Below are 18,711 nucleotides of genomic sequence, written 5' to 3' on the forward strand. Positions count from 1 at the left end.
CAGCCAGTAGGCACCAGTCATGAGTTTCACAGAACTTTTCATCCGCCGCCCCGTCCTGTCGATGGTGGTGAGCCTCCTAATCCTGCTGCTGGGTGCGCAGGGTCTGATGAACCTCCAGGTGCGCCAGTATCCGGAGGTCGAGGAAACCACCATCACGATCACGACGGCCTATACGGGCGCCAGCGCCGACCTGATCCAGGGCTTCATCAGCACGCCGATCGCCAAGTCCGTATCCAGTGCGGAAGGCGTCGACTACGTGACGACGCAGAGCCGCCTGGGCGTCAGCACCGTGTCCGTGCGCATGCGCCTCAACACGGATCCGAACGCGGCGCTGACCGAAGTCACCTCCAAGGTACAGCAGATCCGCGCGCAGCTTCCCTCCGAGGCTGAGGATCCGGTGATCATGAAGGGTACGGGCCAGAGCTTCGCCCTCATGTACATCACCTTCGGCAGCACGGAGATGAACCCGGAGCAGGTCTCCGAATTCCTCACCCGTGTGGTGCAGCCGCGTTTCGCCACGCTCGAAGGTGTCGGCAACGCCGAAATCCTCGGCGGGCGCGACTTCTCCATGCGTGTCTGGATCGATCCCGTGCGTCTGGCCGCCCGTGGTGTGACTGCCGGCGACGTGGTTCAGGCCATCAGGGCCAACAACTTCCTCGCAGCGCCCGGCAAGACCCAGAGCGAGTACGTGGCTTACAGGCTCGACATGCAGACCACTCTGCAGACGCCTGAGACCTTCGGCACGCTGCCGATCCGCTCGAACGGCGATCAGGTCGTGCGCCTGCGCGACGTGGCGGATGTGGAGCTCGGGCCCGAGAGCACGGACACGATCGTCAGCTTCAACGGCAGCCAGGGTACCTTCATCGGCATCGTGCCGACGCCGTCGGCCAACCCTCTGACCGTCGCCGAAGAGGTGACGAAAGCCATCGAGGGGATTCGCTCGACCCTGCCGAAAGGCATGAATGTCGAGATCGTCTACGATGCGTCGAACTTCATCTCGGCCTCGATTGAGGAGGTGTTCAAGACCATCGGCGAGGCTGCACTCATCGTCGTGGTGGTGATCCTGCTGTTCCTGGGGTCCTTCCGTTCGGTGCTGATCCCCATCGTGACGATCCCGCTCTCGCTTGTGGGCGTGTGCTTCTTCCTCTATGCGCTCGGTTACTCGATTAACCTGCTCACCCTGCTGGCCATGGTGCTTGCCATCGGCCTCGTGGTGGACGATGCCATCGTGGTGCTGGAGAACATCCACCGTCATATCGAGGAAGGTCTCAAGCCGGTCGATGCGGCCATCGTCGGCATGAAGGAGATCTTCCTGCCCATCGTGTCGATGACTGTCACCCTGGCGGCCGTGTATGCCCCAATCGGATTCACCCAAGGTCTGACGGGCTCGCTCTTCCGTGAGTTCGCCTTCACCCTGGCTGGGGCCGTTATCATCTCGGGCATCGTCGCCGTGACGCTATCGCCCATGATGTCCTCGAAGTTGCTGAAGAGTCACGGTGGACAGGGGCGCTTTGCCGCTTTCGTCGACCGCGTCTTCACCCGCCTCGAGAACTGGTACGCCCGGCGCCTGAAGGGTTCGCTGGACTATCGCGGCGTGACGCTCGTCATCGTTGCGGTCCTCCTCGGCACCACGGCGTTCATGTTCACCAAGACCTCCTCCGAGCTTGCGCCGGAAGAGGATCAGGGCGCCTATCTCGGCATCCTGAATGCGCCGAAATATGCCACCGCCGATTATACCCAGGCCTTCTCCAAGCAGTTCACCAATGCAGCGGAGAAGATCAAGGAGATTGACGACAGCTTCCTGATCGTCGGCATCGACGGCGGCGGCGGCGGCTTCTTCGGCTTCAAGCTGAAGGAATGGAGCGAGCGTGAGAAGAAGGGAGCCGAGACCAAGCAGGACATTCAGAACCTTCTGAATGAGAATGCCGGCCTCCAGGCTTTCGCCTTCGCGCCTCCGTCCCTGCCCGGAGCCGGTGACGGCCTGCCGATCCAGTACGTTCTGCGCACCATCGGCGATTCGTCCCAGGCCTATGAGACTGCCGATGAAATCCGCAAGCGGGCGATGAAGTCGGGCAAGTTCATCGTCGTCCAGAACTCCATCTCCTACGAGTCGCCGCGGGCGCGCATCACGGTCGACCGTGATCGGGCTGCAGCGTTGGGCGTGCCCGTGTCCGAAATCGGCAACACGCTCGGGGCTCTCGTCGGCGGCGCGCCGATCTCGAAGTTCGACCGGGATAACCGGAGCTACGACGTCGTCAGCCAGGTCCGGCAGGAGGACCGCCTCAATCCGGAGCGGCTTGCGGAGTATTATGTCCGTGCGTCCGACGGCTCCATGGTTCCGCTGTCGGCTCTCATCAGCATCAAGACCGACGCGGCGCCGGCTGTTATCGAGCAGTTCAACCAGCTCAACTCGGCAACCCTGTCGGCCCTGCCGCTGCCTGGCGTGACCACGTCTGAGGGTCTGGCGACCCTGCGTTCCATCGCTCAGGAAGTCATGCCGCAAGGCTTCTATGAAGACTATGCCGGCCAGTCGCGCCTGGAAATTCAGGAGGGCAACTCGATCTTCCTGGCCTTCGGGCTCGCCATCATCGTGATCTACCTGGTGCTGGCGGCGCAGTTCGAGAGCTTCCGCGACCCGTTCATCATCATGATGTCGGTTCCGCTCTCCATGTTCGGTGCCATGATCTTCCTGAACGTAGGGTTGGCGACTCTCAACATCTACACGCAGGTGGGTCTGATCACTCTCGTGGGCCTGATCACCAAGCACGGCATCCTGATGGTGGAGTTTGCCAACGAGCAGAAGGAGAAGCACGGGGTCAGCAAGCGCGAGGCCATCGAAGAAGCGGCCCGCGTTCGTCTGCGCCCGATCCTGATGACCACGGCCGCCATGGTGCTCGGCGTTGCGCCTCTGCTCTATGCCAGCGGCGCCGGTGCGGCTGCCCGTTTCTCGATGGGTCTGGTGATCGCGTCCGGCATGTCCATCGGGACTATCTTCACGCTCTTCGTGGTGCCGATGTTCTACACCTTCATCTCGCGGGAGACGGTGCGAGCCCACCGGGCGGAAGACAGGGCACCCGAAAAGCGCCATCACCATCAGCCGGTTGCGGCGGAGTGACAACGAAAAGGCCGGGCAATGCCCGGCCTTTTACGTTTCGTCCTGAGAGGCAGGTCGGCGTCGATCCTGCCTCTTCTTGCATTATTGAGCGATCTCGCCTTCGACTTCCATGAAGGGGGAGACCGACTTGAAGCCGGCCTGCTCCGCGGCCTTGCGGACAGCCTCGGCAACCTCGCTCGAATGAACCTCAACGGTTTCGCCGGTCTTCGCATCCACGAACATGATCTTCATCGCGTTCATGTCCGGCTGACCGTGGGAGATCACGTAAGAGTTCTGAGTGGCCAGGCGGTGGACGAGACCTGCGTCGCGCAGGAAGTCCAGGGCACGGTAGATGGTCACCGGAGCAAGACGCTTCTTCTCATTGCTCAGGCGATCAACCAAGTCGTAAGCCCCGACCGGGCCACCGCTCTGAACCAGCTCGCGATAGACGCGCTCCCGGATCGGCGTGAGCCTGAGGTTGTTCTGCCGGCACAGATCGTCGGCACGACGGAGGAGGTTTTCCTCTTCTTCCTTCCTGAGGGCCTTGGTGCTCATGAGCCACACTCCTGTTATTACGGAACCTATATATTCATATAGGTAAAATATGGCTCTGACAATGTGCTATCGTTGCGAAAGATGCCAGAACTACACTTTTTTCCTCAACGGAAGGCTGATGACAGACATCAGACATCCCGCCGGGAAGCAAATTATCACGTAATAACGTATTGAATGTAATCCAGTTCCAGCGTCCGAGACTACTTGGCGCAGATTTCGCAAAGTCCCCGGATCTCCACCGTCACCTTCTTGGCCGAGAAGGCGTGATCGTCGCTCCAGTGGGATAGGCGCTCGCTGATATGCGGATCGGTAAATTCCTTGACTAGACCGCAGCTCTCGCAGATCGCAAAGGCTGCCATATCCTGATGGTCATGAGGATGCTTGCAGGCAACATAGGCGTTCAGGCTCTCCAGCCTATGGGCAAGGCCCTTCTCGATGAGCTTGTCCAGCGAGCGGTAGACCGTCGGCGGCGTGACGGCTCCCTTGCCACGCATCTTGTCGAGAACCTCATAGGCCGAGAGCGGGTTCTGGGCGGAACACAGAATCCGATGAACCCGCTTCTGGGTGTCGTTCAGGTCGTCGAGGTTGTGGTGATGATGCGTGTCAGCCATCTGAAATCGTTGGTTCCGCCGGGCGTGGTCGCCCTATACGTCATGATTGCGGAAGCGATTTCAAGACACCTGCGCCAATTGCCCTGGCGAGGGCACCCGCCAGGGCCTTCTGGTCAGTAAGCTTTCTTAGAGATCCACCCAGGCTGCCTTGCGCTGAGAGGAGCGCACCGCCGCTTCGATGAAGCGGACACCGCGGACGCCCTGATCCACCGTCGGGACCTGAAGCGAGAAGGGACTGGGCTCGCGCTTTTCGATCCGCGCCACGATTTGCTCGGCCACGTCCGTATAAAGTTGGGCGAATCCCTCGAGATAGCCTTCCGGATGGCCGCCGGGGATGCGCGATGCGGCGCGGGAGGCCTCGTCTGCCCCATAGCCGTTGCGGCGGATGGTGCGGGGCGGCTCGCCAAGTGGGGAGAACGTGAGGTAGTTCGGGTTCTCCTGGTGCCATTCGAGGCCGGCCTTCTCGCCATAGACACGGATCTTGAGACCGTTCTCGAGGCCGGCGGCTACCTGGCTGCACCAGAGCATGCCTTTTGCGCCAGACGCGAAGCGCAGCATCATGTGCGCATTGTCGTCGAGCCTGCGACCCTCCACGAAGGTGTGGAGTTCCGCTGAAAGCGACGCGACCTCGTCGCCCACGATGAACTCGGCGAGGTTGAAGGCGTGCGTGCCGATGTCGCCCACGGCCCCGGCGGGACCCGAGCGCGCCGGATCCGTGCGCCACTCGGCCTGCTTACTGCCGGTCTCCTCCATGCGGGTGGCAAGCCAGTCCTGCGCGTATTCCACCTGCACGACGCGGATGGCGCCCAGCTCTCCCGCCTGGATCATGGCGCGGGCCTGCCGCACAAGCGGGTAACCGGTGTAGTTGTGCGTCACCGCGAAGATGAGGCCTGATTCATGGGCGAGCTTGGCGAGTTGATCGGCTTCGCGCCGCGTGGTGGTGAGCGGCTTGTCGCAGATCACATGGATGCCGGCCTTCAGGAACGCGCGCGCTGCTGCGGCATGGGCGTGGTTCGGCGTCACGATCGCGACCGCATCAATGCCGTCCTTCAGCCGCCTCTCGCGGCGGGCCATCTCGTTGAAGTCGCCATAGATGCGGTCGGGCTTCAAGAGAAGATCCTCGCCTGAAGCCTTGGCGCGCTCCGGGTCGGACGAGAGGGCGCCCGCGACCAGCTCCCAGCGATCATCGATGCGAGCGGCGATGCGGTGCACCGCGCCGATGAAGGCGCCGCGCCCGCCGCCGACCATGCCGAGACGCAAGCGGCGGTTCAACTTCTGATCCGGAGATCCTGCAATCGTCATGTCGTGCCCCCTTGTCGCTTAGGCTGCGCCGATGCCGAGCATCCGGCGGTTCGCCGCCTCGTCCGTTCCGCCGGCGGCAAAGTCGTCAAAAGCTTTTTCCGTGACGCGGATGATGTGCGCCTTGATGAACTCGGCACCTTCCCGCGCGCCGTCTTCCGGATGCTTGAGGGCGCATTCCCACTCCAGCACGGCCCAGGAGTCATAATCGTACTGCGCGAGCTTGGAGAAGATCGCGCCGAAATCCACCTGCCCGTCGCCGAGCGAGCGGAAGCGTCCCGCCCGGTTGATCCAGCTCTCATAGCCGCCATAGACGCCGATACGGCCGGACGGATTGAACTCCGCATCCTTAGCATGGAATGCCTTGATACGCTCGTGGTAGAGATCGATGAAGGCCACGTAGTCGAGCTGCTGCAGCAGGAAGTGGCTCGGGTCGTAGTTGATGCAGGCGCGGGCATGTCCGCCCACCGCATCCACGAAGCGCTCGAAGGTGGCGCCGTCGTGAATGTCCTCGCCTGGGTGAATCTCGTAGGCAACGTCGCAGCCTGCATCCTCATAGGCATCGAGGATCGGTCGCCAGCGCCGCCCCAGTTCCTCGAAGGCGGTCTCGACGAGACCCGCAGGGCGCTGCGGCCACGGATATACGAAGGGCCAGGCAAGCGCCCCGGAGAAGGATACGCTCACATTCAGGCCCAGGCGCTTCGAGGCTTGAGCCGCCATCAGCATCTGGTTGACGGCCCACTCCTGCCGCGCCTTCGGGTTGCCCCTGACTTCGGGGGCCGCAAACCCGTCGAAGGCTTCGTCGAAGGCCGGATGAACGGCCACGAGCTGCCCCTGCAGGTGGGTGGAGAGTTCCGTGATCTCCAGGCCGTGGGAGCGCACGATGCCCTGCACCTCGTCGCAATAAGCCTCCGACTCCGCAGCCTTCTTCAGGTCGAAGAGGCGCGCATCCCAGGTGGGAATCTGCACGCCCTTGTAGCCGAGGGAGGCCGCCCAGCGGCAGATCGCGTCGAGAGAATTGAACGGAGCCTCGTCGCCTGCGAACTGCGCAAGGAAAAGGCCAGGGCCTTTCATGGTCTTCATGGATGAACTCCCGAGGTGGCGTGGGGAAAGCCGGCAAGGGGAAGCCGCTCGCTCAAGAGCAGCTTGCCGTTGCCTCGCCCCTTCCCGAAGGAAGAGGCGAGAGCGACGCCACTTAGAACGGAGAGTTCGGGAAGTAGTGGTTCTTGGCGTTGTCTTTCGTGATCAGCTCGGCGTTGAGCGTATAGGTGCCGCGCATTGGCGCGTTGGTGTAGAACTGCGCGGCGGTGACGCCCATGGCGGTGGAGATCATGGATGGCGGATAGGACACGTTGGCCGGGGTCATCTTGTCGCCGTCCATGACGCGCTTGACGATGTCCTTCATGCCGGCGCCGCCGAGAACAAACTTGATGTCCTCGCGCTTGGCCTGACGGATGGCTTCCATGACGCCGAGCGCCATGTCGTCGTCGGACGCCCACACCGCATCGATCTTCGGGTGCTTGGCGAGGTAGTCCTGCATCACCTTGAAGGCATCGTCACGGTTCCAGTTGGCGTATTGCTTGTCGATGACCTTCACGCCAGAACCTTCGAGAGCCTTTTCGAAATTCGTGACGCGCTCTTCGTCGATCACGGTCGGAATGCCGCGGAAGACGACGACGTTGCCCTGCTTCAGGTTGTCGACGAAGTACTTGCCGGCGACGCGGCCGAATTCCGGGTTGTTGCCGGCCACATAGATGTCCTGGATCGACGGATCCTTGAGGCCGCGGTCGACGATCGTGACGAAGGTGCCGCGCTTCTTGATCTCGCGCATCGGGTTCGTCAGCTCATCCGAGTTGAAGGGCAGCACCACGAGGGCGTCGACCTTCTGGGAGGTGAGATCGTCGAGGGCGTTCGCCTGCGCCGCGCCGTCCGGCGATGTCTTCACGATCACCTTCAGCCCCGGATAGCCCTTCTCGAGCTGCTTGGCGGTTTCCTGTGCGTGATAGACGACGCCGCCGGTCCAGCCGTGGGTTGCGGCTGGGATCGAAACGCCGATCGTCACGTTCTTCTGCTGAGCCGTCGCGCCGGTGGCGACGCCTGCCATCAGGCCTGCCGCGAGGGCGAACTTCAGTACCGTTGCTTTCATCTCATTCCTCCCTGGAGGGTTGGTTTTTTAAGCCCTTCGTCCCTTTTCCGGTGGGCTTAGCCCGGTTTCATCGCCCGCGGTGGACTGACCGCTGCACGAGCATGGCGATAATGATGATGGCGCCCTGAACCGCGCCCACGAGAAACTCGGAGACGAAATTCGACAGCACCATGATGTTGGCGACGAGTTCGAGGATCACCGCGCCGACGACGGTGCCCCAGACGCGGCCGATGCCGCCCTTGAGCGCGGTGCCGCCGATGACCACGGCCGTGATGGCCTGCAGCTCCCACAAGAGACCCGTGGTCGGCGTGGCGGAGCCGAGGCGCGGCACATAGACCAGCACGGCAATGCCGACGCAGATGCCCTGAATGATGTAGGTGAGCGTGCGCACGCGCCAGATCGGCACGCCCGAATAGCGGGCCACATCTTCGTTGGAGCCGAGCGCCACCACATGGCGGCCGAACGAGGTGCGGTACAGGATCAGCGCCCCGATGGCCGCCACTACAAGAAAGGCGATGATCGGATACGGGATGCCGAAGATGCTGCCGAAATAGACCGGGCGATAGAGTTCGCGCAGCTCGAAATTGCGCATCGTGATGGTGCCGCCGGCCGCCAGCCAGATGACGAGCGAACGGAAGATGCCCATGGTGCCCAGCGTCACGATGAATGGCTCGATGCGCCCGAAGGTCACGATGAGACCGTTGGCCAGCCCGCAGGCCGCACCGAGCGCGATGGCGGCGAGCAATCCGATCGCCAGCGTGCCCACATCCCCGCCGCCGAGATTGTTCAGGGTCAGGATCATCACGCCGGCAATCAGCGCCGCCATGGAGCCGACGGAGAGGTCGAGTCCTCCGCCTGCGATCACGAAGGTGGCCCCCACCGCGATGATGGCGATGAAGGCCGAGCGTGTCACCACGTTGAGCAAGTTCGAGGCGGTGAGAAAATCGGGATTGATCAGCGCGCCTGCGATGATCAGAACGATCAGCGCGATGAAGGGCGAGAGCGCCCGCATATCGATAGCGAACTTGCGCTTTTCGGCGCGGGTGGGGAGCACGGTCTCCGTCATGCGTGGCCCGCGGCGATTTCCGCCGCCCTTTCTTCATGAACGCCTGTGGCGAGGTAAACGATAGCGTCTTCCGACAGGTCTGCCTGGGCGATCTCGCCGGCGACGCGTCCATTGCGCATCACCACGACCCGGTGGCAGAGGCCGATCAGTTCCTGCATCTCGGACGAGATGACGACGACGGCCTTGCCCTCCGCCGCAAGCGACGCGATGAAGCGGTAGATCTGTTCCTTCGTGCCGATGTCGACACCGCGCGTCGGCTCATCGATGATGACGATGCGCGGCTCCAGCAGCATCATCTTGGCGAGCAGGAGCTTCTGCTGGTTGCCGCCGGAGAGCTGGCCTGCCAGCAGGTCGCGGCTCCGGGTGCGGATGTCGAAATCCTTGATCGCCTGATCGAGCGCCTTCTCCTCGGCGCCCGTATCGATGAACGATCCGCGGCCGAATTTGTCCAAAGCCGCGAGGGAGAGGTTGATCCGAAGGTTCTGCTGCAGGAGCAGGCCCTTGCCCTTTCGATCTTCCGACAGATAGACGATGCCGGCCGCCATCGCTTCGCGCGCATCGCGGAAATGAACGTTCCTGTCGTCGAGCGTGACGGTGCCATGGCCCGGGCGCAGGCCCACGATGCCCTCGAACAGCTCCGTGCGGCCCGCACCGATCAGCCCGCCGAAGCCTAGGATCTCGCCGCGACGCAAGGTGAAGGAGGCGTTCTCCACATAGCCTGGCACGGCCATGTCGCGCACGGTCAGGACGATCTGGTCGGAGGCGGTCTCCGGCTTCTCGGGGTAGAGCTTGGACATGTCGCGGCCCACCATGAGGCGCGCCATTTCGAGGGGTTCGAGCCCTTCGATGTCGCGAGTGGCGATATGGCGCCCGTCCCGCAGCACGGTCACGCGATCGGCGACCGCCTTCACCTCATTGAGGCGATGGGAGATATAGAGCACCGCTACGCCCTGAGCCCGCAGCTTTCGGATGATCTCGAACAGGCTCTCGGCTTCGATCGGCGTGAGAACGGCTGTGGGCTCGTCGAAGGCGACCACCTTGTGCGGCACGAGGAGCGCGCGGGCAATCTGGACGAGCTGCCGGTCTGCGATGGACAGGCGGCTCACCTCCCGGTCAGGATCGATGTTGGTGCCGAGCTCACGCAGGATGGACCGCGTGCGTTCCCGCATGGCCTTGTCGTCCACAAAGCCGAAGCGCCTGATTTCGCGGCCCAGAAAGAGATTCTGTGCAACGGTCAGATCCGGGGCGAGCAGGATTTCCTGGTGCACCAGAACGATGCCGTGAGCCTCGGCATCCACAGGGCCCGAGAAGGTGATCGGCTGGCCGTTGAGGTGCAGAGCTCCCTTCGTCGGCGGGAGATGCCCCGACAGGATGCGCATGAGGGTCGATTTGCCGGCTCCGTTCTCGCCGATGACGGCATGAACCTCGCCTGCCTTCAGATCCAGCGAAATGCCGCTCAGGACCTCGATGGGTCCGAAGGATTTCGAGATGTTCTCGGCGCGAAGAACGGATTCCATCACCTGCTCCGGATGAGCAAAATCGCTCGCCTTCGATTTCGTGAAGGCGGTCACAAGACGTCTTTACCGGAAGCGGATCAACTGGACGGCACGGGAGCGGGCATTCATGTCCTCCTGCTTGTCGATTGGTCCTCTGACGGGACCCTTTTTGAACTAGAGCTGTCGAACGGCTCGACAACGACCCTATGTAATCGATTACATGCAACTTTACCGAAATGACCGCATCTGTCAAACAGAACCATAGTCGGGGGGAAGATATGGACGATCTGGGACAGGCAGGCGGCACCGAGCCGGGAGATGCGCCGGTTCGCGCCGCGCGAATCCAGGACGTTGCCCGGCTCGCCGACGTCTCCACCGCGACCGTAAGCCGGGCGCTCGCGACCCCAGAGCGGGTGTCTCCCGAGGCTCGGGCCCGCGTGCTGGAGGCCATCGCCAAGACCGGCTATGTGCCCAACCCCGCCGCACGCACCCTGCGCTCGCAGAAGACCTATATGGTGCTCGTAGTCCTGCCGGACCTGGCGAATACCTTCTTCTCCAAGATTCTGCGAGGCATTGAGGAGACGCTCTTCGAGGCCGGTTACGGCATGATCATCAGCGATCTCGACGGATCGCCTGAGAAGGAGGCGCATTTTGCGGCCTTCACCGCAGCCGGCCGCGTGGACGGCGCCATTCTGCTCAACGGCCACCTGTTCGGGCAGAGCCGGGAAGGGGAGGGGCAGCCTGCCCGGATTGGGATCCCGCTCGTGGCTTTGTGCGAAGCGATTCCGAGTGCCGACATTCCGCATATCGAGATCGACAACCGTGCCGCCGCCTCACGCATGACGCAGCATCTCGCCGGGTTGGGGCATCGGCGCATCGCCTATGTGAGCGGACCGGCGAACAACATCCTGGAGCGCGAGCGCTTCCTAGGCTTCAAGGATGGACTGGAGGCGGCGGGCCTGCCCTTCGATCCGGCGCTCGTAATTCCTGGTGACTATACGATCGAATCCGGCGTGGCGGCCGGCCAGGGCTTGGTTGCTCGAACCACCCGTCCGACGGCGGTGTTCTGCACCAGCGACGAGATGGCGATCGGGCTCATGCGCACCCTTCTGTCTGCCGGCTTGCGGGTGCCGGAGGACATCTCGGTTGCCGGGTTCGACGATATCGAATTCGCAGCCGTGGCCGAGCCGTCGCTCACCACGATCCATCAGCCACGCCGGGAACTCGGCCAAGCGGCCGCGACGGTTCTCATCGACCTGCTCCAGGGCCGCCCGGCGCCCAAGCAGATCCGGCTCGAGACGGAACTTGTCATCCGGAACAGTGTCGCGCCGCCCGGTTAATCCCAAAATATCGAAAACGCCCCGACGAACAGCACCAGCACGAGGCCGATGAACCCGACATAGCCGGCCAGCGCTTTCCGCGAGTGCTGGTGGGCATAGCTGTCCTTGGCATTGCCGTTCTGCCAGCGGGCCGATGATTCCTGATGCCGGGCGATATCGACCTGCTCCGGCCTCATGGGATTGCCCCCGGCCTCGTCGTCCGTGCCGAGAGGGGAGAGCCCAGGGTCGAACACCTCGTTCTTGTCCCCCGTGCGACCACTGTTGATGTCGCCCTTCAGCTGCGCCGTGGTCGAGCCCTCGTTCATGGGTGGAGGGTCCATCGGCTTGATCGTGTGCGTCCGAGGAATATCGGTGTGGTTGGGGTTGTCTGAACGGGTGGACATGACAGCTCTCCTGGGATCCGCTGATGGGGAAACCGCCGGAGGAGTGCGAGGTTCCTGTTCCGTGCATGCTGCGCCGGCTGCTCGAACGAGTCGGAAGCCATTGTGCAGGCAAGAAAAAAGGCCGTTGTTGCCAACGGCCCGAAGTTTAGGGAGGAAACGCCCTAGAAGGGCTGCAACGCTGCGACGCCAATCGCCGTGTTGCACTGCAATAATTAAGCGGTGGGCGGCTGGTTTCAAGATTAAAAGGTCAGCATCATTGCCCAATTTTTCGCCTCCCTGACTAAATTCGGCTTCAGTGAATCTGGACAGGAGAGCGGAGGCGAGGGCCCAATGCGCGGCAACAGGAACGCCACAAGAGGTCTGAGATGCCGAAACTGAATGCCGTGCTCGAAACGGCTCTCTACGTGGACGATCTGTCCCGGGCCAGGGAGTTCTATGAGGGCAGCCTCGGCTTGCCTCTTCTTTTGTCAAACAAGCGCATGTGCGTGTTCGATGTCGGGGGCAGGAGCGCGCTGCTCGTCTTCCTGCGAGGCGGTTCGAGCGAGGATATGACCACGCCTGGCGGCACCATTCCCGGTCATGACGGGCAGGGACCTCTGCACATTGCGTTCGCCATTTCAGCCGACGAGCTCGGTCCCTGGGAGGGGAAGCTGGAAGAGCGCGGAATTCCCATCGAGAGCCGGGTGACTTGGCCCCGGGGCGGCACAAGCGTCTATTTCCGCGATCCGGATGGGCACGTTCTCGAACTGGCGACGCCCGGGCTCTGGGCTACGTATTGAGCGCCAAAGCCCGGCTGGTCGGTGTCAGGTGATGACGCTGGGCTCATTCCGCCCTGTACGGGCTGCGATCTCCGCAATCTCGTTTGCCGCCTGCACCACGGGAGCCAGAACGTCGGCGGTTGGCAGGTCGTGCCGGTTGGTGTCGGGCTCGAAGCGTTCCAGATAGACCCGCAGCGTCGCCCCCGATGTGCCCGTGCCCGACAGGCGGAACACGGCGCGGGCATCCTCCTCGAAGAGAATGCGAATGCCCTGCTTTGGCGTGATCGAACCATCGACGGGATCGGTATAGGCGAAGTCATCGCATGACTGCACCGTGAGGCCGCCGAAGCGCTGGCCCGGAAGAGCGGGCAGCTTTTTGCGTAAGGTCTCCATGAGTTCGTTGGCCGGTGCGGTCTCGAGTTCCTCGTAGTCATGGCGCGTATAGTAGTCGCGCCCGAATGCGGCCCAGTGCTCGCGCACGATCTGATCCGCCGGCTTTTTCGTAACAGCCAGAATGTTGAGCCAGAGCAGCACGGCCCAGAGGCCGTCCTTCTCGCGGATGTGATTGGAGCCCGTGCCGGCGCTCTCCTCCCCGCACAGGGTTATGAGACCCGCGTCCAGAAGGTTGGCGAAGAACTTCCAGCCGGTGGGGGTCTCGAAGAAATTGATGCCGAGCTTCTTGGCCACCCGGTCGGCCGCGCGGCTCGTCGGCATGGAGCGTGCGACGCCGGCCAAGCCCTTGGCGTAGCCGGGCGCGAGATGCGCATGGCTCGCGAGGATCGCAAGACTGTCGCTCGGCGTCACGAAGAGACCCCGCGCCACGATCATGTTGCGGTCGCCGTCCCCGTCGGAGGCTGCGCCGAAATCTGGCGCGTCGGGGCCGAGCATCAGGTCCATCAAGTCATGGGCGTGAACCGGGTTCGGATCGGGATGGTGGCCGCCGAAATCAGGCTTGGGTTCCCCGTTGACGACGGTGCCAGCCGGTGCACCGAGACGGTTCTCGAGAATCGCTTTTGCATAAGGGCCGGTGATAGCGCTCAAGGCATCGAAGCGCATGCGAAAGCCCGAGCGGAACAGATCGGCAATCTTCCCGAAATCGACCAGCTGCTCCATCAGCTCCGCATAATCGGCCACCGGATCGATGACCTCGACATTCATCTCCCCCACCTTGGTCGGGCCGATGCGGCTGAGATCGATATCGGGAGCGTCGACAATTCTGTATTCGGTGATGGCGGTCGCCCGCTTGAACACGGCTTCCGTGAAGGATTCCGGCGCCGGCCCGCCATGGGACATGTTGAACTTGATTCCGAAGTCGCCGTCCGGCCCGCCCGGGTTATGGCTTGCCGACAGAACGAGCCCGCCGATGGCCTTGTGCTTGCGGATCACGCAGGAGGCGGCCGGTGTCGACAGGAGCCCCCGCTGCCCGACGAGAACCCGGCCGAAGCCATGGGCGGCGGCCATCCTGATGGCGGTCTGAACCACGACGTCGTTGAAGTAGCGCCCGTCGCCGCCGATCACCAGGGTCGAGCCTTGCGCGCCTTCCACATTGTCGAAGATCGCCTGGATGAAGTTTTCCACATACCGGGGCTGCTGGAAGACGGTGACCTTCTTGCGCAGGCCGGATGTGCCGGGGCGCTGATCGGAAAAAGGTGTCGTCGGGATGCTCGTGGTCACCATCGGGGCTGATCACTTCCTCTGGGCCCACGAAGGGGCCACGTCTCAAAACCTAGAAGCCTGCCCCGAATGGGGCGTGCGACCATTTTAGGGTCATGGCCGCGACATGCCACTGCCGAGATGAAGTTAAGATGAAGAAGGGTCTCTCTGCTCTCACATTCCTGCCTCTGCTCAGGAATAGCGCCCATCTGCGGAGTTTATCGAAAAGATGCTTTAGGAGTGTCAGTCTTCATAAACTCACAAGCAACGGCGGTGAAGCGAGAAGTATAGGCTTCTTATAACATATGTTATCGCTGGTTAAATATTGCTTCGGCGGGTGGCTCTACATCGGAACAAAGGAACCTGCCTGGAGATTGAACAGCACCTGAGTGCATTCAGCACGCTCTTTCATCATTCAATCATCGGCGGAAACGTGGACGGATGCCGTCTGCGGGATGACGCGCCGTTTTGTTTTCTGCTGTGAGGAGTTCCTGAGAATGGGCGATGATCGTCAAGCGCAGACTGGCTCTGAAGAGGCCATGCGCCCGCTGTCGGATCCGTCGAACGAAGCCGGCGTCCAAGGACTGCGGGAGATGGCGACGAGCCCCATGCGCGTGATCGAGCGCGGGATCTATCGCGGGCCGCATCTCTACAGCCTCACGCCGATGATCCGGATCAAGCTCGATCTCGGCACATTGGAGGAGTGGCCGTCCCATCGCCTGCCGGGCTTCACCGAGCGCCTTCTGGCTCTCTTGCCGGGGCTGAACGAGCATGGCTGCAGCTTTCACGAGCGGGGCGGCTTCGTCCGACGTCTCGAAGAGGGAACCTGGCTCGGCCACGTGGCCGAGCATATCGCTCTTGAGCTTCAGACGCTCATCGACTCGCGCGTCACCCGAGGCAAGACTCGTTCGGTGAAGGGAGAGTTCGGGGTCTACAATGTGATGTATGCCTACCGGGAGGCGGATGTGGGTCTTGTGGCCGGGCGTCTCGCTCTCCAACTCGCGGATTCCCTGCTGCCCCCGGAGCTTCAAGGCATCAAGGGCCTCGACCGGATCTACAAGGACGAGGATGAGCCCGCATTCCGGAATCCCTTCGACCTTGCTCTCGCGCTCAAGGCTCTGCGCTACGTTCATTGCCGCACGGCCCTTGGCCCGACAACCATGTCGCTCGTGCAGGAGGCCGAGCGCCGCGGGATTCCGGTCCTGCGCCTCGACGATCAGAGTCTCGTGCAACTCGGCACCGGGCGTTACCAGAAGCGCATCCGTGCCAGCATCACGAGCATGACTTCGTCGATCGCGACAGATGCGGCCGGCGACAAGGATCTGGCGAAAAGCCTCCTTGCCGATGCCGGATTGCCTGTCCCTAGAGGCGAGGTCGTCCGCAAGGGTGAGGATGCCGTGCACGCAGCTGAGCGGATCGGTTATCCGGTCGTGGTCAAGCCCCTCGACGGCAACCATGGTCGCGGCGTCAGCATCGACCTCTCCACGCCGGAAGAAGTCACCCGCGCCTTCGAGGAGGCCGTCAGCCACAGCCGGCGCGTCATCGTCGAGAACTGTTTCAAAGGCCGCGACCACCGCATCCTGGTCGTCAACGGAGAGGTCGTGGCAGTGGCCGAGCGCGTGCCGGCTCACGTGATCGGCGACGGTGAACGCAGCATCGCGGCCTTGGTCGAGGAGGTGAACAAGGATCCGCGCCGGGGCGAGGGGCATGAGAACGTCATGACCCGGATCACCATTGGCGATCATGCACGTGCCGTGCTGGCGAAGTCCGGCCTGAGCCCGGAGAGCGTTCCGGATCTCGGGCAGGCGGTCTATCTGTGCGATACGGCCAATCTCTCGACCGGCGGCACCGCGATTGACCGTACCGATGACATCCACCCCGACAATGCCATGATCGCCCGGCGGGCTGCACGCACCATCGGCCTAGACGTGGCAGGGATCGATTTCATCGCGCCGGACATCACCCGCTCGGTGCATGAAACTGGTGGCGGCATCATCGAGGTCAATGCCGCACCAGGCTTCCGCATGCACCTCCAGCCTTCGGAGGGGCGGGCGCGCAACGTGGCGCGGCCCGTCATGGACATGCTGTTCCCACGCGGGACACCGACGCGCATCCCGATTCTTGCCATCACCGGCACCAACGGCAAATCCACCACGTCGCGCATGGTCGGTCACATCCTGCGTGCCCATGGCCTGTGCGTAGGCCTGACCTCGACGACCGGCATCTACATGAACGGCCGCCGGGTCGTGGAAGCGGATGCGTCGGGCCCCTGGAGCGCCCGTGTGGTGCTCAAGGAGCCGACGGTGGACGTGGCCGTGCTCGAAACCGCCCGAGGCGGCATCCTTCGCGAGGGGATGGGTTTTTCTGAATGCGATGTCGGTCTCGTCACCAATATCCAGCCGGACCACCTCGGGCTCAAAGGCATCGACACCATCGAGGATCTGGCCTGGGTCAAGTCCGTCGTCGTGGAGGCCGTGCATCGCAACGGCACCAGCATTCTCAATGCCGACGATCCGATGTGCGTGAGCATGCGCCGGCGTGCCGGCGGACGCATCTGCTACTTCTCCCTCCGCGGAGGAGCCGACATGCCGGACTTCCTGCGCGATCACATCGACGATGGCGGCTTCGCGGTGGTGCGCGAGCCGGGAGCGCTCGACGGAGGCGAGATCGTGATCCACGATGACGGAGACAGCATTCACCTGATGCGCGCTGCCGAAATCCCGGCAACCCTCGATGGGTTGGCCGAGTTCAACGTTCAGAATGCTCTGGGAGCAGTCGCCATGGCCTACGCTCAAGGCGTGCCGGTCAACGTCATCCGCAACGCCCTGTCGACCTTCACCACGTCCTTCGAGCAGTGCCCCGGACGTCTCAACGTTTTCGACGGCCACGGCTTCCGGGTCATCCTGGATTATGCCCACAATCCGGCGGGCCTTCAGGCCCTGGGCGATCTGATCCTCAAGATGCGCCGCCGCCATCGGCGCATCATCGGCATGATCAATATTCCGGGCGACCGTCGCGACGACGACATGCGGGAGATGGGAGCGCTTGCAACCCGCTATTTCGACGAGATCATCTTCCGGGAGGATCCCGCCCGTCGCGGGCGCAAGCCCGGCGAGATCGTGGCTCTGCTTGCTGAAGGTGCGCTGGCCGCTGGTTTCCCGGAGGAGAAAATCACACGCATTCTGGACGAAGATGAAGCTGCGGACGTGTGTCTCAGCCGCGCGCAGCCGGGCGACCTTGTGGTGCTCACGCCCACCGATGTGGAGGCCATGTGGCGGCAGGTGCTCGACTTCCGGACCTCTCCCTCCACGTCCTTCGATGTGGAGATAGACCGAGTGGAGAGTCCGGCCGAAGGATGGCGCCGCACCGCTTGAGCGGTACAAGAGGAACTTCGATGTCATCCGTCCCTTGTCCGGGCCGGGTTGCTGCCGAAAAGGGAGACGGGTCGGGATCATGCAGGACCGCGCGAGAAATAAGTCGAAGGGGCCGCTCATCATCATCGGCGGCGGTGAGGACAAGGAGGGCGAGCGCACCATCCTGCGCGAGGTCGCCCGGCATGTGGATGGCGGCAAGCTCGTCCTCGCAACCGTCGCGTCCCATGAGCCGGAGGGCTATTTCGAGTCTTATCAGAAAGCCTTTGCCGATCTCGGCGTCACGGACCTCGTGGAGATCTACGTGAAGGATCGGGCCGAGACCCTCGATCCTGAGAAACTGCGGCTCTTCGATGGAGCCGCCGGGGTGTTCTTTTCAGGCGGCGACCAGCTGCGCATCTCGAGCCAGATCGGCGACACGCCCGTCGAACAGCGGGTGCGCGAGATCCATGATAGCGGTGGATTGCTCGCGGGAACGTCGGCCGGTGCGTCGGTGATGAGTGAAACCATGCTGGTCAAAGGGACAAGCGGGGAATCCTACAAGATCGGGGATCTTCACATGGCGCCGGGCCTTGGCCTCGTGCGCAACGTGATCATCGATCAGCATTTCGCGGAGCGTGGTCGCTTCGGACGTCTGTTCGGCGCCGTGGCGCATAACCCGCGCGAGCTCGGGATCGGAATCGACGAGGACACGGCTTTGGTCCTCGAAGACGGGCGCTTCCAGGTGATCGGCAGCGGCTGCGTCTATGTTGTCGATGGAGCTGGCGTCACCCATTCGAACATCGCCGAGGCCGAGCCCGAGCGCTCCCTGTCCATGTACGACATCCGCATGCATGTGCTGAGTTCCGGCGATGCGTTCGACCTGTCGAAGCGTCGTCCTGCGGAAGTGCCGGATCTGCAGAAGAGCCATGCCATCGAAGCGCAGGCCGCCAGCTGACT

The 18,711-nt window shown here is 62.9% G+C and carries 14 protein-coding genes; 5 read left to right on the forward strand and 9 right to left on the reverse strand.

The features are described 5' to 3' along the window. The first annotated feature begins 19 nt into the window (after positions 1-19). Positions 20-3,115, forward strand: coding sequence for an efflux RND transporter permease subunit (locus tag JQC81_RS04770; RefSeq protein ID WP_203270589.1), 3,096 nt, complete (start codon positions 20-22; stop codon positions 3,113-3,115). An 81-nt stretch (positions 3,116-3,196) separates the two neighbouring features. On the opposite strand, the gene JQC81_RS04775 is transcribed toward JQC81_RS04770, so the two are convergent. The 7 genes from JQC81_RS04775 to JQC81_RS04805 form a co-directional block, all read right to left on the reverse strand. After that, a complete protein-coding gene (locus tag JQC81_RS04775) occupies positions 3,197-3,649 on the reverse strand; it encodes a Fur family transcriptional regulator (RefSeq protein ID WP_052003362.1) in 453 nt (150 codons plus the stop codon). A 200-nt stretch (positions 3,650-3,849) separates the two neighbouring features. Beyond that, positions 3,850-4,260 (reverse strand): Fur family transcriptional regulator, encoded by a 411-nt coding sequence (locus JQC81_RS04780; RefSeq protein WP_246520241.1) that lies wholly within the window; start codon positions 4,258-4,260, stop codon positions 3,850-3,852. Between the two features lie 126 nt (positions 4,261-4,386). Then, entirely contained in the window at positions 4,387-5,562 is a 1,176-nt protein-coding gene (locus JQC81_RS04785) for a Gfo/Idh/MocA family protein (protein WP_203270591.1), read from the reverse strand. 18 nt (positions 5,563-5,580) lie between these two features. Then, positions 5,581-6,642 (reverse strand): sugar phosphate isomerase/epimerase family protein, encoded by a 1,062-nt coding sequence (locus JQC81_RS04790; protein WP_203270592.1) that lies wholly within the window; start codon positions 6,640-6,642, stop codon positions 5,581-5,583. A 112-nt stretch (positions 6,643-6,754) separates the two neighbouring features. Beyond that, positions 6,755-7,705, reverse strand: coding sequence for a substrate-binding domain-containing protein (locus JQC81_RS04795; protein WP_203270594.1), 951 nt, complete (start codon positions 7,703-7,705; stop codon positions 6,755-6,757). Positions 7,706-7,772: 67 nt separating this feature from the next. Beyond that, a complete protein-coding gene (locus JQC81_RS04800; protein ID WP_203270596.1) occupies positions 7,773-8,771 on the reverse strand; it encodes an ABC transporter permease in 999 nt (332 codons plus the stop codon). Beyond that, positions 8,768-10,288, reverse strand: a complete 1,521-nt coding sequence (locus tag JQC81_RS04805; RefSeq protein WP_203270597.1) for a sugar ABC transporter ATP-binding protein — start codon at positions 10,286-10,288, stop codon at positions 8,768-8,770. The genes JQC81_RS04800 and JQC81_RS04805 overlap by 4 nt, the downstream gene beginning before the upstream one ends. A 257-nt stretch (positions 10,289-10,545) precedes the next feature. Here JQC81_RS04805 and JQC81_RS04810 point away from each other — a divergent pair, with 257 nt between their 5' ends. Continuing rightward, positions 10,546-11,607 (forward strand): LacI family DNA-binding transcriptional regulator, encoded by a 1,062-nt coding sequence (locus JQC81_RS04810; protein ID WP_203270598.1) that lies wholly within the window; start codon positions 10,546-10,548, stop codon positions 11,605-11,607. On the opposite strand, the gene JQC81_RS04815 is transcribed toward JQC81_RS04810, so the two are convergent. Further along, positions 11,604-11,927 (reverse strand): hypothetical protein, encoded by a 324-nt coding sequence (locus JQC81_RS04815; RefSeq protein ID WP_376772368.1) that lies wholly within the window; start codon positions 11,925-11,927, stop codon positions 11,604-11,606. The genes JQC81_RS04810 and JQC81_RS04815 overlap by 4 nt on opposite strands. 428 nt (positions 11,928-12,355) lie before the next feature. Between JQC81_RS04815 and JQC81_RS04820 the strand changes: the two genes are divergently transcribed. Continuing rightward, positions 12,356-12,769 (forward strand): VOC family protein, encoded by a 414-nt coding sequence (locus tag JQC81_RS04820; RefSeq protein WP_203270601.1) that lies wholly within the window; start codon positions 12,356-12,358, stop codon positions 12,767-12,769. A 24-nt stretch (positions 12,770-12,793) separates the two neighbouring features. On the opposite strand, the gene JQC81_RS04825 is transcribed toward JQC81_RS04820, so the two are convergent. Then, a complete protein-coding gene (locus JQC81_RS04825; protein WP_203270602.1) occupies positions 12,794-14,425 on the reverse strand; it encodes an alpha-D-glucose phosphate-specific phosphoglucomutase in 1,632 nt (543 codons plus the stop codon). A 473-nt stretch (positions 14,426-14,898) separates the two neighbouring features. Between JQC81_RS04825 and cphA the strand changes: the two genes are divergently transcribed. Further along, a complete protein-coding gene (gene cphA, locus JQC81_RS04830) occupies positions 14,899-17,775 on the forward strand; it encodes a cyanophycin synthetase (protein ID WP_246520242.1) in 2,877 nt (958 codons plus the stop codon). 79 nt (positions 17,776-17,854) lie between these two features. Then, complete coding sequence (locus tag JQC81_RS04835) at positions 17,855-18,709, forward strand: cyanophycinase (protein WP_203270604.1); 855 nt, start codon at positions 17,855-17,857, stop codon at positions 18,707-18,709. Positions 18,710-18,711 lie beyond the last annotated feature (2 nt).

This window comes from Microvirga arabica, assembly GCF_016811235.1.
Taxonomy (GTDB): Bacteria; Pseudomonadota; Alphaproteobacteria; order Rhizobiales; family Beijerinckiaceae; genus Microvirga; species Microvirga arabica.